Here is a 12,173-nt window from a genome sequence, read left to right as displayed (position 1 = left end):
GTTTAGCGCTGTGCGAGTAAGTCGCGGATTTCGGTCAGAAGCTGGACGTCTTGTGCAGGTGGTTCACTTGTAGCTTCGATCTTCTTACGCGCCTTTAAAGCGTTCATTGGCACAACGACGCAGAAATAAATGACGGCTGCTACGATGATGAAGTTTGCTACTGCAGTGAGGAAGAAACCCGGTTGGATTGCAGTTTGTCCGATGTGGAATTCGCCAATATGGTCAAATTTTGGCTCTCCGACGATCGCGGAAACCAATGGCATTAAGACCTTTTCAGTTAACGATGAGATTACTGGTGCAAATGCAGCGCCAATAACAACAGCTACTGCGAGGTCGACGACGTTTCCGCGATTAATAAAATCTTTAAAGCCTTGAAGCATAGTGAGTTCCTTTCATGAATGGTGCTTATATACCTTATAGTTACTGAATCTGGGAAGAACGTGATACCACCGCTATGAGCGGCGTGTGCGTCCCTGCGCCCAAAATTACCTTAACGGCTGACTCGGGTATTTCTAAGAAGAACCTGGTTGTGTCGGGGACATCACGGAAGAAATTTGAGTCTCCGGTGTCATGAGCGATACCCGCTACGCGGATATGTTGTGCAAGTAGCACAGCTTCTGGGGTGCGATTGTCGAAGTTTTCGCTAGCGGGGGCAAATAAATCTACGTAACTTCCAGTTTGTAACATGGATAGACCGCCAGTGTCTGCAAGAAGAACAGATGCAATGACGAAACCCGGCGGAGCTTGGTTGAGAAAATCTGGTGAAAGTACTTGGTTTTTTGTGATGGGTGAACCAGCAGTAACAGAGGTGAGAAGATGTAGTCCTAAGAGGTCAGTGGCATCTGAGGGCATGCCGGGTAAAAGTTCATGGACCAATTGGGTTTGAAGATCGTCTGAGGTTATTTCGTGACCTGCTGGTAGATCAGTTGAGGCAACAAATGTATGGTGCGGAGTTTGGTGGGAGAGTTCTAAAGCGGTAGTGACCTGCTGGATGGATAGGGCGGCGATGAGTGTTATTCCAGCCCATCTCCAGCGCCACATTGCTGCGCGAAGTCGCTGATATTTTTGGATTGTTGTAGGCATAACTTAAGTCTGCCAATTTTTCACATGTCCAAGCGTGCTAGTTATCGATGATTGTGGAAAACAGAATCTTGGTGTGAATGTGGATAACAAGCGCCTCACATAGATATATGGCCTAGTTACCGTAGCGTTGCGGCGTTTCACAACACTGTGCAGTGTTTAGTTACCACCAGCAGCAGTTGTAGCGACCCATTCTGACGGCAATAGAGCGTAGGGGATAGGAACATCGAGCTCGTCTTGGGGAAGGTCATCAGAGACGTATTCCCAAGGAAATACCATCTGACCAATGCGTCGAGTCAAGTTTTCAGTTTTCAAAACTCGGTCATACCATCCGCCGCCTTGCCCCATGCGTTGCCCAGAATGAGACACCGCAAGTCCAGGGATAATCATCGCATCAACATTGGCTAGTACGTCTTGTGGTAAGGCCGGGCCAGAGGGTTCTAGTGGTCGACTAGGAGCTAGCTGCGCTAAGTCTGCTTTTCCCCGATATTCTCCCCAAGCACGGGTTAGTCCAGGTCCAAGTTTTGGCAATAAGATCGTTTTCCCTGAAGCTTCCAGTGCGTCAAGAACTGGGCCGGTCGGGGGTTCGTTGGGTAAAGATACGTAGCAGGCAACGACGTCGAGACCAGCAGTAAAATCCATGACCGGCCCAACCCATTCATCAGAAAAAAGATGTGCCTTGGCGTTGCGTCGTTCCCGTATGAGGGCGCGAATCGCCTGTTTTGCTTCTTCGATATCCATTTTTGATGTGTCAGGTAATCTCAGCACGGAGTTCATTTTTCTATTGTCCCACGAATCTCGGTCAAGATGCGCAACCTTCAGCGCGAAGCAGATAAACTGGAACTAACACTAGTTCGAAGGAAGAGACATGAAGTCAGTTGCCGATCACCTTGCCGATTGTTTAGCAATCGCTTCACCCCTACCTGCGTTTACTGTAACTTTGCACGACTCAGTTGGCACAATTCTGGCAGATAACATTCGCTCTTTAGTGGATTTACCGGCAGCTGATTTGGCTGGACGTGATGGATATGCAGTTCGTGCGGCAGATGTTTTTGGTGCAACTGAGGCTATACCCGTAAAGCTCCCCGTTATCAGCGAGATACGTGCAGATTCTACCGGTGCGCAAAGCATTGTTGACGGTGCCTGTATGCGCATCTCGTCTGGTGCCCCTATGCCAACCGGAGCAGATGCGGTTGTTCCGATTGAAGTTACCGATCAAGGACGTGCAGAAGTTACTATAACGGCCGGTGTAGAGCCCGGTGCAAACGTGCGTGGGCGGGCTGAGGATCTACAAGCGGGAACAATTATTTTAGAACCTGGCGTTCGTATTGGTTCACGTCAGGTAGCTATGTTGGCTTCCGCTGGGCACTCGCGAGTGATGGTTCATCCTCGACCACGAGTAGTTATCATGTCTGTTGGTGATGAATTGCAAGAGCCTGGTACCAAAGCACATCGAGGTCGGGTTTTTGATGCGAATTCACATGCATTGGCCTCTGCAGTTAGTGACGCAGGTGGTGATGTTTTCAGAGTTGGTGCAGTTCCAGACGATGCTCGTGAATTGCGGGACATGATTGAGGATCAACTAGTTCGTGCCGATATCATTATTACGACTGGTGGGTTGTCTTACGGTGGCGGAGACACCGTTAAAGATGTCATGCATCAACTAGGTGACGTTCGGTTCGACAACCTTGCAATGTCTCCAGGGCGGCAGCTTGGCGTCGGACGGATAGGCGCAACCGTTGTTTATTGCTTGCCTGGCAATCCAGTTTCTGCGTTGACAAATTTTGAAGTTTTTATTCGACCATCGTTACGTAAGATGGCCGGTCATTCCCACATTCATCGCCAATCGATCAAGGCACGAGTGATTCGGGGTTGGGAATCACCTGCGGGACAGCGTGAGTTTGTACGGGCGCGCGTTTTGGGTAATCCGCGCGATGGATACCAACTCGAGCCAACCGGTGATCCGCGTCGTCCTCTGGTGACTGCGTTATCGGCAGCTAACTGTTTGGCGATCGTGCCAGAAGACCGCACGCAGGTAGCTGTAGGCGATGAACTGGTCTGTGAAGTGTTAGATCGCTAATAGTGTGGTAATACTGTGGCTCATGTCTGATTTTTTCGACAACATGAGCAACACACCATATCGAAATATCCGCTTTATTGAAGGGGTTTATTACCGTTAGAGCATGGGTTTCGGAGGATTTGGCATCGCGATTGTCGCTGTCTTTCTGCTCATTTATCTTGTTCCTCAAGCTTTGCGTGTGCGCCAAGTTCTCGGGGATGCACAGATTGATGATCGGTTTGCAGAAGACTTGCGTTTGATTGACGAGTGTACTTTCGCCGTATCGCCGTCGCCTGCTACCCACGGGAAAATCTTTTTAACGGAGCGAATCATGACACCACTAATGACGAGCGAACAGTTACGTCGCGTCGCACGAGACCGGTCACGTGCTCGTGCTCGAATGGCAACCCGCCATGCCCGACAGATGCGCGGCATGATGATTGGTCTCGTCCTCATGTTATTTACTGTAGGTGCATGGATTGCTGTGGGTATCGCCAGTATTTCTTCTGCCCTTGCTATTGGGGTTACCTCCGTCATGGGTATTTACTCGGCTGGGTTGGGTTTCGTTGTGAACGAGATGCTCAAAGCTGATAAAGAGGATTCAAAGCGTATTGGTGCTGCTAGTAAAATTCTGCGGGAACACTCACGTGCTGGCATGTCGATACCAGAGGCGCAACCTCAAGTGCACTCCGCTGTGCAAATACCTGATTTTAATGAAAACCAGGTGAGCACGGTTGCTGACGACGCCGCAGGTGAACAGACCCCACTCCAAGCGCCAGTCGAGATCTCACCGGTTCGTAAGATGACTCGCGAAGAAATCGAGGCTCGTACGGCTGCTCTCGCAGTTCCAGCCATGCCGTCATATACTTTGAAGTCTGTTGTGCCTCACCAGCCGAGCGAAGCGCAGATGGTCGATGTTCCTTTCCGTCCAACTCGGCTACATGAACGTGTCGGTGACGCTCCAGTTGCTCAAGCACATGCACCGGTTGACGAGGAACAAACAAGCCGTGACGATGTTTTAGGTGGCGGTTCGATGCTCGACGCGTTGCTATCTCGCCGTCGGGCCTAAGACCGATGACAACAGTAGTTTTTCTTCATGCTCCCGGTGAGTCTTTTGATTCCTGGCTCGAAGTGGCGGATCATCTCCCACCTGCATGGGCGCTAGCAGCTCCTCATCTGACGCAATGTGCGTCTCGAGAAGCAATAGGTGAACTTATTGATCGAGATGCTCATAAGGTATCTGATGAACCGGTTGTTCTTGTTGCTCGTGGCTTAGCAGTTCGCGTCGCACAAGATTTCTATAGAACGTTTACGCATCGCGTGGAGTCCGTCATTGCTATCGATGCTGAGTATAGGCCGTCATTGCGTCAATTATTTTCGTTGCGGTCAGAGCCGTATTTTCAAGCTGTGCGAACCATTACTGCTGATATTTCCATAGACATGACTGTTCTTTCGCCGCACGAAGTGCAATACCCGGCACAAACCGCCGCAGCGGTGTACCGGGCTATTGCTGAAAAGTAGCTAGCTAAGTTCAGTTTCCGCAGTTGCAGTTACAATTACCGCCGCAGCCTCCGGAGCCGTTTTGATAGGCTTCTTCGTCGAAGATTTCAATGATGTGACTGGAGTCGAAGCTGATTTCATCGCCGGCTTGTAGTGAAGTAATTACTTCCGGATCAGTGTCTAGTGTTCCGGTAAATCCAGCTGCATCAAGACCGTTGACCATAACCCACATGCGTTCGGCAGCGATCTCGGTTTCTGGGTTAACGAGACCAAAAACTAATTTCACGATATCGCCAGGTTGAACCTTGGCTAGTTCTTCTGCCGCAGGAATAGTTAAGCCGTCAAGCATTGATGCAAGCTCTTGGGCATTCCACAGTTCCCATTCGTGAGTTGTTTCAGTGGTAGTCACGATCGCTCCTTTAATTTGTGATAGCGCACATAGGTTACTGGATAACCCTACATTGGATAAGCCAACGATGTCTTGTCAGGTATGAAATGGTGTATGAAAGTGTGTGTGCCCTGCAGAAAATCTGCAGGGCACACACTGTTAGATCGTATTATTGGCTTATAACACGATGTACCGTTAGGCGTTCTTACGACGCTTGACAGTGAAGGCTATTCCAGCACCTGAAATCATGAGCAGGGCAGCTAGCCAGCCAGCGGTTCCAGTTGAGATACCGGTCTTTGCAAGACCTGGCTTTTCTGGCATGGTTGGCTGAACTGTTGGCTTAGTTGGCTTTTCCGTTGGTTCAGTCGGCTCGGTTGGAGTTATTGGCTGTGCCGGAACTAGCGGGGTGAGGTGTTCAGCGACGGTGACCTTGATGGTCTTGGTTACTGAGGAGCCGTCCTTGAAGGTGATCTTCACGGTCTGGGTCGTTTCGCCAGCTTTGGTGGTGTCTGCTGGGGTAACGATCGTGACGGTTGCGCCTTCGGGGAGGTCAACAAGGCCATCGGTTGGTTCGACTGTGTCGCCAACGAAGACGTCGAGGTCGGTGGTTTCAACGTCTGGAATCGGAACGAGTGGAGTCTGGTTGATACGGAAAGTCACCTTGGTGTTTTTGCAGACCTTACTTGCGGAGGTAAAGTCACTTTCCGGAGCTGGGTCGAAGATGACGAACTTGCCAGAAAAACCTGTCGGGACCTCAGGGATGGTAAAGAAGTCAACACTGTTGAGTTCTTCGTCGACATTGGTTCCTGCAATAAGCTTGCGAGTATCAGCGGGCATATCATCGGTTTCATTGACGTAGTAGTCGACGTTTACCGCTGGTGCCCATACATGCTTGAGTACATCGTTTGAAATCTTGCTCACCGGGTAGGTGTAGGCCTTATCTGTGCAGTTAATGAGGACTTCTTCGGATGCGCCATCGGAGATGAACTCGTATAAGTCTTGTCCCTGAGTGTTTTTTGCGGTTGCATTTTGTGGAAGGACAACAGTGCCGCCGTCGATCACAGTGGTGATCTTGTTGTTCGGCATTGCGGCTGTACCAGGGATCTCAACCTTGGAATCGCCGGAGATATTGAGGAATGAACCTGTCTTTTGCTTGTAGTCAACTCCAAGTGAGTCAGCGATGACAATACTGTTGACAACATTGTACGTCGCATCTTGGAATTGGAGTGCCTCGTGTGGTCCGCTCGTAGCTTGGATATCACTCGAAATCTCACTTTCGAGAATGTTGATGGTGCTATCGCCAGTGTTGATCGAGACGAACGGCTTCTTGAGGAATAAGAAGCCATTGGTGACTGCGTCTGGCGCAGTCACAAGCTCGGTAATGGAGTTGTCGAAGGTGATTTCAGAACCGGCGACGAAAGAGAGGTTATAGTTGCGTACCGTCGTGGAGTAAATTTCGCTGTTACGGAACATCATTTCGCGCTCAGAATTGAGGGCTGCACGCTCGGCTGCGTCCTTGCTCGAATGATCGAGATTGAGTGTGGCGTTATCGAAAAGTACGGTGGCGTTAACGCTTTCTCCTGCATTCTTGGAGAAAATCATCGGACCTTCGAGGGTATCTGGACCAGGAGCTATGTTAAGAGTGGTGTTCTTGACAGTGAATGGGCCGTTAAGGAGCTGACCGTCTACGCCATAGTTCTTGGTAGGGCCAACGTTGATCGAGCTGTCGCCGGAAACGTCACCCATGAAGACAACGCTCTGTCCTGGGACCTTCTGGTTGATCTTAATACCGTAACCACCGCTTGAAGCGAGGTTGATATCACCCAGGTTGTTCAAGGTGAATTCGGACTTGATGTCGAGCGCGTGGCCGACTGCGGTTTCAAAATTGACTTCGATGCCGTCATTGACAACGAAGGTCATTGGGTGATTGATGACGATGCCGCCATCGAAGTTGACGTCCTCGGTGAAGGTAACCGTCTGTGTGGTGACATCTGCTAGGGCAACCTTGAGTTCGTCAAGGCTGGTCGCGGATGTTACCGTAAATTCCTCAGCTGCGAATGCGCTCGGTGCGAAACCGATAGCTAATGCGACAGCGAGTACTGGTGGTATGATCATCTTTTTACTCTCATACCTTAGAGACTACTGGGGTTTGTGCTATCTCGTTGAAGATCTTGTATTTCGCCAAAATCTCTGGGCGTAATGTGGAGTTTTAGCGAATATTTCAAGCCAGAGGACTACACCCCTGGGATTGCAAATTATTATTGTGGCTTACAGCCATCCATTTTCCCGGGCGATATGCGCAGCTTGGGCGCGAGTTGTTGCATCGGTTTTCCCGATCGCTGAAGATAGATGATTGCGTACCGTTCCTTCAGACAAAAACACCTGGCCCGCAATTTCCGCGATCGTGAGCCCATCTTCGGCGATTAAAAGCAGTTCTTGTTCGCGTTTAGTTAACGGATTGGCTCCGGAGAACAACGACTGGGTGGCGAGCGCTGGATCAACGACCTGCCCGCCGCTAGAGATTGTTCGAATCGCATTCGCTAGTTCGTCAGCCGGAGTATCTTTGACAATAAACCCCTTCGCGCCCGCCGCCAGCGCCCGTTGGACATATCCGGGCCGGCCGAAGGTGGTGACAATCAGAACCTTTGTGTCCAGCCCAGCTTCGCACACGGCAACGGTAGCGCTGATCCCGTCAAGTCCCGGCATTTCGATGTCGACGACGGCGACGTCGGCGGGGTGTAACCGTAACGCCTCGACCAGTTCATCGCCGCGGCCAACCTCAGCCACAACTGAAATATCGTCTTCTAAATTCAACAACGCACGCAACGCACCTCGAACGAGTGCTTGATCGTCTGCGATAAGAACACTAATCATGATTGCCTTCGTACCTCTGTTACTCCATTGTTGCCTGGATGATTGTACCTGGCTGATTATTGGGAAGCTCCAGTACGCCACCAGCCGCTGCGATACGCTCAGCCAACCCGATAAGCCCGTGGCCGGAACGCTTCTCAGGCAACCCAACGCCGTCGTCGCTGACTGAAATTTGTGCAGACCGCAACGTAATAGTGACGTGGCGGGCGCGCGCATGCCGCAGAATATTGGTGCTTGCCTCGCGTACCACCCACGAGAAAACGAAACGGAACCGCGGATCGACGTCGTCAACACTGCCGTGAACCGTGACCGCCAAACCGGACTCGCGTAACGTGCGCACGCAGTTCGTGAGTTCGTCGCCCAATACTTGCATTCGCAAGCCGGAGACGGTGGCTCGCACCTCGGCGATCGCCGAACGTGACAAGTCACGAATCGCCTCAATCTCGCTGCGTGCCGCCGCCGGATCCTTGTCCAGCAACCGCAAAGCGAGCTCAGACTTCATCGACATAATCGTCAACGAGTGACCTAAGACGTCATGCATGTCGCGCGAAAGCCGATTGCGCTCCTCAGCAATCGCCTCATGCGTGGCAGCTGCCTGTTTTTCTCGCGCAGCGTGGTCGAAATGGCGCGAACCGGAGGTCATCGCAAAAACACCAATACTAATAAGGAGGAGGGCGTGCGCATCGTTGCTGATAGTCAGCCACCATCCGGCGAACTCCATGAGCGCACTCAAGCCAAGAACAATCAGTGATGCCGGAAGAAGCGGAACGAACATCCCCGTCATCGAACAGATATAAGGGAAGAAGGAAAGCCCGGCTTGGCCGAACATGGCCAGCATCGCAAACGTGATGGCCAGCAATAGTGCAAAAGACGCTCCATACAGGCGCCTGACCTGATCGGCCACCCGCGGGTGATAGACCAAGATCCAAGTGAGCGCATACACAACAGCGAAAACGGCAACGAGACAATAGCCGATTGCACGCTGCGTCGGCGAATACGCACCTATTGCGATGTAGTAGACCGGAAACGCGAGAAACGGCAACCAGACCAGAGCCATCGCCAAGCTCATCACGTAGTCACGGCGGGTGTTCATGTTCCTATCCTATCGAGAAAGCCGGCTATCGTTCGTTTGCTCGGCGCACGCTCAGGCGTGCCCAGACGACGAAGATGAGTAGCCAAGCGGCGACGTTCACCAGCGCATACCACAGCGGTGTGCTGGCAGGGATACCGCTGGAATCGTACATGAGTCCTTCGGTGAGCGGGTAGCGCGCCAACTCGCCCAGTCCCCACAGCGGCGTGAATCGCGAAATGGTTAGCAGCGTGCCTGAGAGTGGAGCGAAGAGGTTGCCGGCAAACGCCAAGAGCACCAAGAGTCCGGAGGCGATACTGATCGAGGTTTCGGCCTTGAAGGTGTTGACCACGGCGATTCCGTAGCAGGCGAACAACGCCACTGTCAGGTAGGAGAGCGTGCAGAATGCTATGAAGCGCAGCACTGGGATCTGTGCACCCATCGCCACTCCGACTACCTGGAGGCAGACCAGCGTGATCGTGGAAATAAGGAAGGCTGCGATGACCTGGTTGAGTAGGCGCGAGGTGGCAGTCAGCGGGGTGAGAGCTAGTTGCCTGCCCCAGCCTTGGAGCTGATCGATGGCGGTGGTTCCGGTGTAGCCCACCGCGGCTTGTGAGAGTGCATAAACGCTCATGTTGATCAGTACAACCATATTGATGTTGCCGTGCCCGATCGGGTTATCGCCGTATTCGGCGCTTCCGCCGAAAATGATGTACATGAGGGTGGGGATGACGATGGTGAAGAAGAGGGCGTCAGGTGAACGCAGGAAACGTCGAACGTCGGCGCGAATGAGGGTGCGGTTCATGGCTAGGCTTCTTTCGGTTCAGTGGCGGCAGTGTCAGCGACAGCGGTGTCGGCGGTGACGAGGGAGGCGAAAGCGTCATCGAGTGACGGGGAAATAATTTCGAGGTCGTAGGCGCCGGCGTTCAGCAGGGCGCGGGCGAGTTCGTCGGATTGCGCGGTGGCACACGAGAGTTGGTGATCGGTGATTGTGGCGCCGAACTGCGTCGTGAATTCGGTGAGCTCGTAGGATTCTACGCGGTCGACGCGGGCGCGCAGGTGGCGGATACCGGTGATAGCTCGCACGTCTTGGGTGGTGCCATCGGCGATGATACGTCCGCGGTTCATCAGGACGACGCGGTCGGCAAAGTTTTCTGCTTCTTCTAAGTAATGGGTGGCGAAGATGACTGTGCGGCCGGTGCGGGCATGTTCGTGCATGGTCTGCCAGAATGCGCGCCGAGCCGTGACATCCATGCCGGTGGTCGGCTCGTCGAGGATAATGAGGCTGGGGTCTGGCAGCAGTGCGAGTGCGAACTTGACGCGTTGTTGTTCTCCGCCGGAGAGTTTGCCGATCTTGCGGCCAAGGAGTGCGGCGAGCTGGGTTTGGTTGACGACGTCGGCGATACGCTCGCCGGTGACGGGGTGGGAGGACTGATATGTGGCGGCGATGTAGTTTAGGGTTTCGCGCACGCTCATATCTTTGATGAGCCCGCCGGTTTGGAGCAGTGCGGAGATTTTTCCGGCACGGATTGCGTGTTTGGGTGCTTCCTCGCCAACGGTGATGATTCCGCTGGTGGGTGCGGTCAGTCCGAGGACCATATCGAGGAGGGTGGTTTTTCCTGCGCCGTTCGGTCCGAGCAGACAGACGATTTCTCCCGAGGTGATGTTCAGTGAGAGGTGATCGACGGCGGTGATGGGACCGTCGGGTGTAGCGAAGGTTTTCGTTACGTCAAAGATTTTCAATAGCTCTGTGTTCATGCTTTAAGTCTCGCAAAGGATGTGTTTGCGAGTAAGTCATGAATGTCAGCTGTTGTGCATGACAGATGTCACGGTTTGACGTAGCCGTACCCCTCTGCCTGCAGTTTGGCGATTTCTACAATGCCGGCAGGAACGATGGCGCAAAAATCTGGAACCATTTCGGGTTTGATTTGACGTTGTTCGAGCGCAATATTGCACACCAAGAAGTGGACGCCTTTTTCCGCAAGGTTTTTTATACGCGACATCCGATGGGGTTCGACGTCGAGCTGAGAGAAGGAGCGTACTGCGGCGCCGTTGGCGACGACGGTGATATTGGTGCCGGGGGTATCGGAATTTAGCAGGACGTTATCGACGGAACGGATAGCGAATGGCCAGCGGTCGTTTTCGTTAACGTGGAATACGAGTTTGATTTCGGACATGGCGACTCCTTTGTCTGACACGCAACTATTGATGTGCTTGGTATCACCTTACCTCGATAATTCGCAGTTGTCTCGACATTAAGACAAGCATGTTTGTGTGGGGCAGGCAGGTAGTATGGGAGGCATGATTATTCTTGCAGGAACACCGTTAGGGAACGACGCCGATGCGTCGGAGCGCTTGAAAGCTTCGTTGGAGAGTGCGGATTTGATTGCGGCCGAAGATACTCGCCGGTTATTGAATCTGGTGGGGAGGTTAGGAATCTCGATCCATGCGCCGGTTGTTCCCTACCATGATCATAATGAGGCGGAAAAAGCGCCGGATCTGATTGCGGCGGCCCAGGCAGGTAAAACGATCGTGATGGTTTCCGATGCTGGGATGCCGTCTATTTCGGATCCAGGGTATCGGTTAGCTGCGCTCGCGGCCCGTGAAGGGGTTGCGCTCACTGTTGTTCCTGGACCGTCCGCGGTGCTCACTGCGTTGGCAATTTCCGGTCTCGCCTCAGATCGGTTCTCGTTCGAAGGTTTCCCGGCGCGCAAGTCAGGGGAGCGCCGGCAGGCCTTTGCGAAATTGAGCCGTGATGAGCGGACTATGATTTTCTTTGAATCCCCGCGCCGCTTGCATGAAACGCTGGTGGATATGAGCGCTGTTTTTGGTGCCGATCGCCAAGCGGCGGTAGCTCGTGAGTTGACGAAGGTCTACGAAGAGGTGCGTCGGGGGAGCTTGGCGGAACTGGTGGAGTGGTCTGCCGGTGAGGTCAAGGGCGAAATCTCTCTTGTGGTGGCCGGCTATCGTGATAACCCCGCTGGGCAGTCGGTGGTCACTCCGGAGTTGATCGCGGATGTTCGGGAATTGACGGAACTGGGTGCGCGTATGAAAGATGCGGCTGGTTTTGTTGCTAAACGTGCAGGTGTGCGTAAAAACGTCCTTTATCAAGCTGTGCTGGATAGTTAAAGTGATTGCATCTTTGTTCGCGATCAGGTGAGGTGAGGTTCTCTACTCTAATTTAGAGACGATTTTTAAAAAAGTGT

14 protein-coding genes are annotated in these 12,173 nt (G+C 52.7%); 4 read left to right on the top strand and 10 right to left on the bottom strand.

The features are described from left to right. Positions 1 to 2: 2 nt before the first annotated feature. From mscL to JTE88_RS07935, 3 genes are all read right to left on the bottom strand, one after another. Positions 3 to 380, bottom strand: coding sequence for a large conductance mechanosensitive channel protein MscL (mscL, locus tag JTE88_RS07945; protein WP_204424172.1), 378 nt, complete (start codon positions 378 to 380; stop codon positions 3 to 5). A gap of 40 nt (positions 381 to 420) precedes the next feature. Further along, positions 421 to 1,083 carry an SAF domain-containing protein gene (locus JTE88_RS07940; protein ID WP_204424170.1) on the bottom strand — a complete coding sequence of 221 codons (663 nt, stop codon included), beginning with the start codon at positions 1,081 to 1,083 and terminating at the stop codon, positions 421 to 423. A 156-nt stretch (positions 1,084 to 1,239) separates the two neighbouring features. Further along, positions 1,240 to 1,821 (bottom strand): 5-formyltetrahydrofolate cyclo-ligase, encoded by a 582-nt coding sequence (locus JTE88_RS07935; RefSeq protein WP_239519511.1) that lies wholly within the window; start codon positions 1,819 to 1,821, stop codon positions 1,240 to 1,242. Between the two features lie 127 nt (positions 1,822 to 1,948). On the opposite strand from JTE88_RS07935, the gene JTE88_RS07930 reads away from it, so the two are divergent. The 3 genes from JTE88_RS07930 (at position 1,949) to JTE88_RS07920 (ending at position 4,660) form a co-directional block, all read left to right on the top strand. Next, entirely contained in the window at positions 1,949 to 3,160 is a 1,212-nt protein-coding gene (locus JTE88_RS07930; RefSeq protein ID WP_204424167.1) for a molybdopterin molybdotransferase MoeA, read from the top strand. Positions 3,161 to 3,263: 103 nt separating this feature from the next. Continuing rightward, complete coding sequence (locus JTE88_RS07925) at positions 3,264 to 4,208, top strand: hypothetical protein (protein WP_204424166.1); 945 nt, start codon at positions 3,264 to 3,266, stop codon at positions 4,206 to 4,208. A 5-nt stretch (positions 4,209 to 4,213) separates the two neighbouring features. Then, positions 4,214 to 4,660 (top strand): hypothetical protein, encoded by a 447-nt coding sequence (locus tag JTE88_RS07920; RefSeq protein ID WP_204424164.1) that lies wholly within the window; start codon positions 4,214 to 4,216, stop codon positions 4,658 to 4,660. A 10-nt stretch (positions 4,661 to 4,670) separates the two neighbouring features. On the opposite strand, the gene JTE88_RS07915 is transcribed toward JTE88_RS07920, so the two are convergent. From JTE88_RS07915 to JTE88_RS07885, 7 genes are all read right to left on the bottom strand, one after another. Continuing rightward, positions 4,671 to 5,048, bottom strand: a complete 378-nt coding sequence (locus tag JTE88_RS07915) for a DUF2314 domain-containing protein (RefSeq protein ID WP_204424162.1) — start codon at positions 5,046 to 5,048, stop codon at positions 4,671 to 4,673. A 174-nt stretch (positions 5,049 to 5,222) separates the two neighbouring features. Continuing rightward, complete coding sequence (locus JTE88_RS09185) at positions 5,223 to 7,142, bottom strand: Rib/alpha-like domain-containing protein (protein ID WP_204424161.1); 1,920 nt, start codon at positions 7,140 to 7,142, stop codon at positions 5,223 to 5,225. A 153-nt stretch (positions 7,143 to 7,295) separates the two neighbouring features. Beyond that, the gene (locus JTE88_RS07905; RefSeq protein ID WP_204424159.1) at positions 7,296 to 7,901 is read right to left on the bottom strand and encodes a response regulator transcription factor; all 606 of its coding nucleotides are present in this window, start codon (positions 7,899 to 7,901) and stop codon (positions 7,296 to 7,298) included. A 19-nt stretch (positions 7,902 to 7,920) separates the two neighbouring features. Beyond that, on the bottom strand, positions 7,921 to 8,991 hold the full coding sequence (locus JTE88_RS07900) for a sensor histidine kinase (RefSeq protein ID WP_204424158.1): 1,071 nt from the start codon (positions 8,989 to 8,991) through the stop codon (positions 7,921 to 7,923). A 25-nt stretch (positions 8,992 to 9,016) separates the two neighbouring features. Beyond that, on the bottom strand, positions 9,017 to 9,772 hold the full coding sequence (locus tag JTE88_RS07895) for an ABC transporter permease (protein WP_204424157.1): 756 nt from the start codon (positions 9,770 to 9,772) through the stop codon (positions 9,017 to 9,019). A 2-nt stretch (positions 9,773 to 9,774) separates the two neighbouring features. Then, complete coding sequence (locus tag JTE88_RS07890; protein ID WP_204424155.1) at positions 9,775 to 10,725, bottom strand: ABC transporter ATP-binding protein; 951 nt, start codon at positions 10,723 to 10,725, stop codon at positions 9,775 to 9,777. A 68-nt stretch (positions 10,726 to 10,793) separates the two neighbouring features. Further along, on the bottom strand, positions 10,794 to 11,144 hold the full coding sequence (locus JTE88_RS07885) for a DsrE family protein (RefSeq protein WP_204424153.1): 351 nt from the start codon (positions 11,142 to 11,144) through the stop codon (positions 10,794 to 10,796). Between the two features lie 124 nt (positions 11,145 to 11,268). On the opposite strand from JTE88_RS07885, the gene rsmI reads away from it, so the two are divergent. Next, the gene (rsmI, locus tag JTE88_RS07880; RefSeq protein WP_204424152.1) at positions 11,269 to 12,096 is read left to right on the top strand and encodes a 16S rRNA (cytidine(1402)-2'-O)-methyltransferase; all 828 of its coding nucleotides are present in this window, start codon (positions 11,269 to 11,271) and stop codon (positions 12,094 to 12,096) included. Positions 12,097 to 12,173: the final 77 nt, after the last annotated feature.

This window comes from Arcanobacterium phocisimile (assembly GCF_016904675.1).
Classification (GTDB): domain Bacteria; phylum Actinomycetota; class Actinomycetes; order Actinomycetales; family Actinomycetaceae; genus Arcanobacterium; species Arcanobacterium phocisimile.
Note: the sequence above shows the minus strand (reverse complement) of the source record. Positions and strands in the feature narration are given on the sequence as shown.

Excerpts from the sequence above, each read along its gene's own strand:
- mscL (WP_204424172.1), bottom strand. The coding sequence starts at position 380 with ATGCTTCAAGGCTTTAAAGATTTTATTAATCGCGGAAACGTCGTCGAC.
- JTE88_RS07940 (WP_204424170.1), bottom strand. The coding sequence starts at position 1,083 with ATGCCTACAACAATCCAAAAATATCAGCGACTTCGCGCAGCAATGTGG.
- JTE88_RS07935 (WP_239519511.1), bottom strand. The coding sequence starts at position 1,821 with ATGGATATCGAAGAAGCAAAACAGGCGATTCGCGCCCTCATACGGGAA.
- JTE88_RS07930 (WP_204424167.1), top strand. The coding sequence starts at position 1,949 with ATGAAGTCAGTTGCCGATCACCTTGCCGATTGTTTAGCAATCGCTTCA.
- JTE88_RS07925 (WP_204424166.1), top strand. The coding sequence starts at position 3,264 with ATGGGTTTCGGAGGATTTGGCATCGCGATTGTCGCTGTCTTTCTGCTC.
- JTE88_RS07920 (WP_204424164.1), top strand. The coding sequence starts at position 4,214 with ATGACAACAGTAGTTTTTCTTCATGCTCCCGGTGAGTCTTTTGATTCC.
- JTE88_RS09185 (WP_204424161.1), bottom strand. The coding sequence starts at position 7,142 with ATGATCATACCACCAGTACTCGCTGTCGCATTAGCTATCGGTTTCGCA.
- JTE88_RS07905 (WP_204424159.1), bottom strand. The coding sequence starts at position 7,901 with ATGATTAGTGTTCTTATCGCAGACGATCAAGCACTCGTTCGAGGTGCG.
- JTE88_RS07900 (WP_204424158.1), bottom strand. The coding sequence starts at position 8,991 with ATGAACACCCGCCGTGACTACGTGATGAGCTTGGCGATGGCTCTGGTC.
- JTE88_RS07895 (WP_204424157.1), bottom strand. The coding sequence starts at position 9,772 with ATGAACCGCACCCTCATTCGCGCCGACGTTCGACGTTTCCTGCGTTCA.
- JTE88_RS07890 (WP_204424155.1), bottom strand. The coding sequence starts at position 10,725 with ATGAACACAGAGCTATTGAAAATCTTTGACGTAACGAAAACCTTCGCT.
- JTE88_RS07885 (WP_204424153.1), bottom strand. The coding sequence starts at position 11,144 with ATGTCCGAAATCAAACTCGTATTCCACGTTAACGAAAACGACCGCTGG.
- rsmI (WP_204424152.1), top strand. The coding sequence starts at position 11,269 with ATGATTATTCTTGCAGGAACACCGTTAGGGAACGACGCCGATGCGTCG.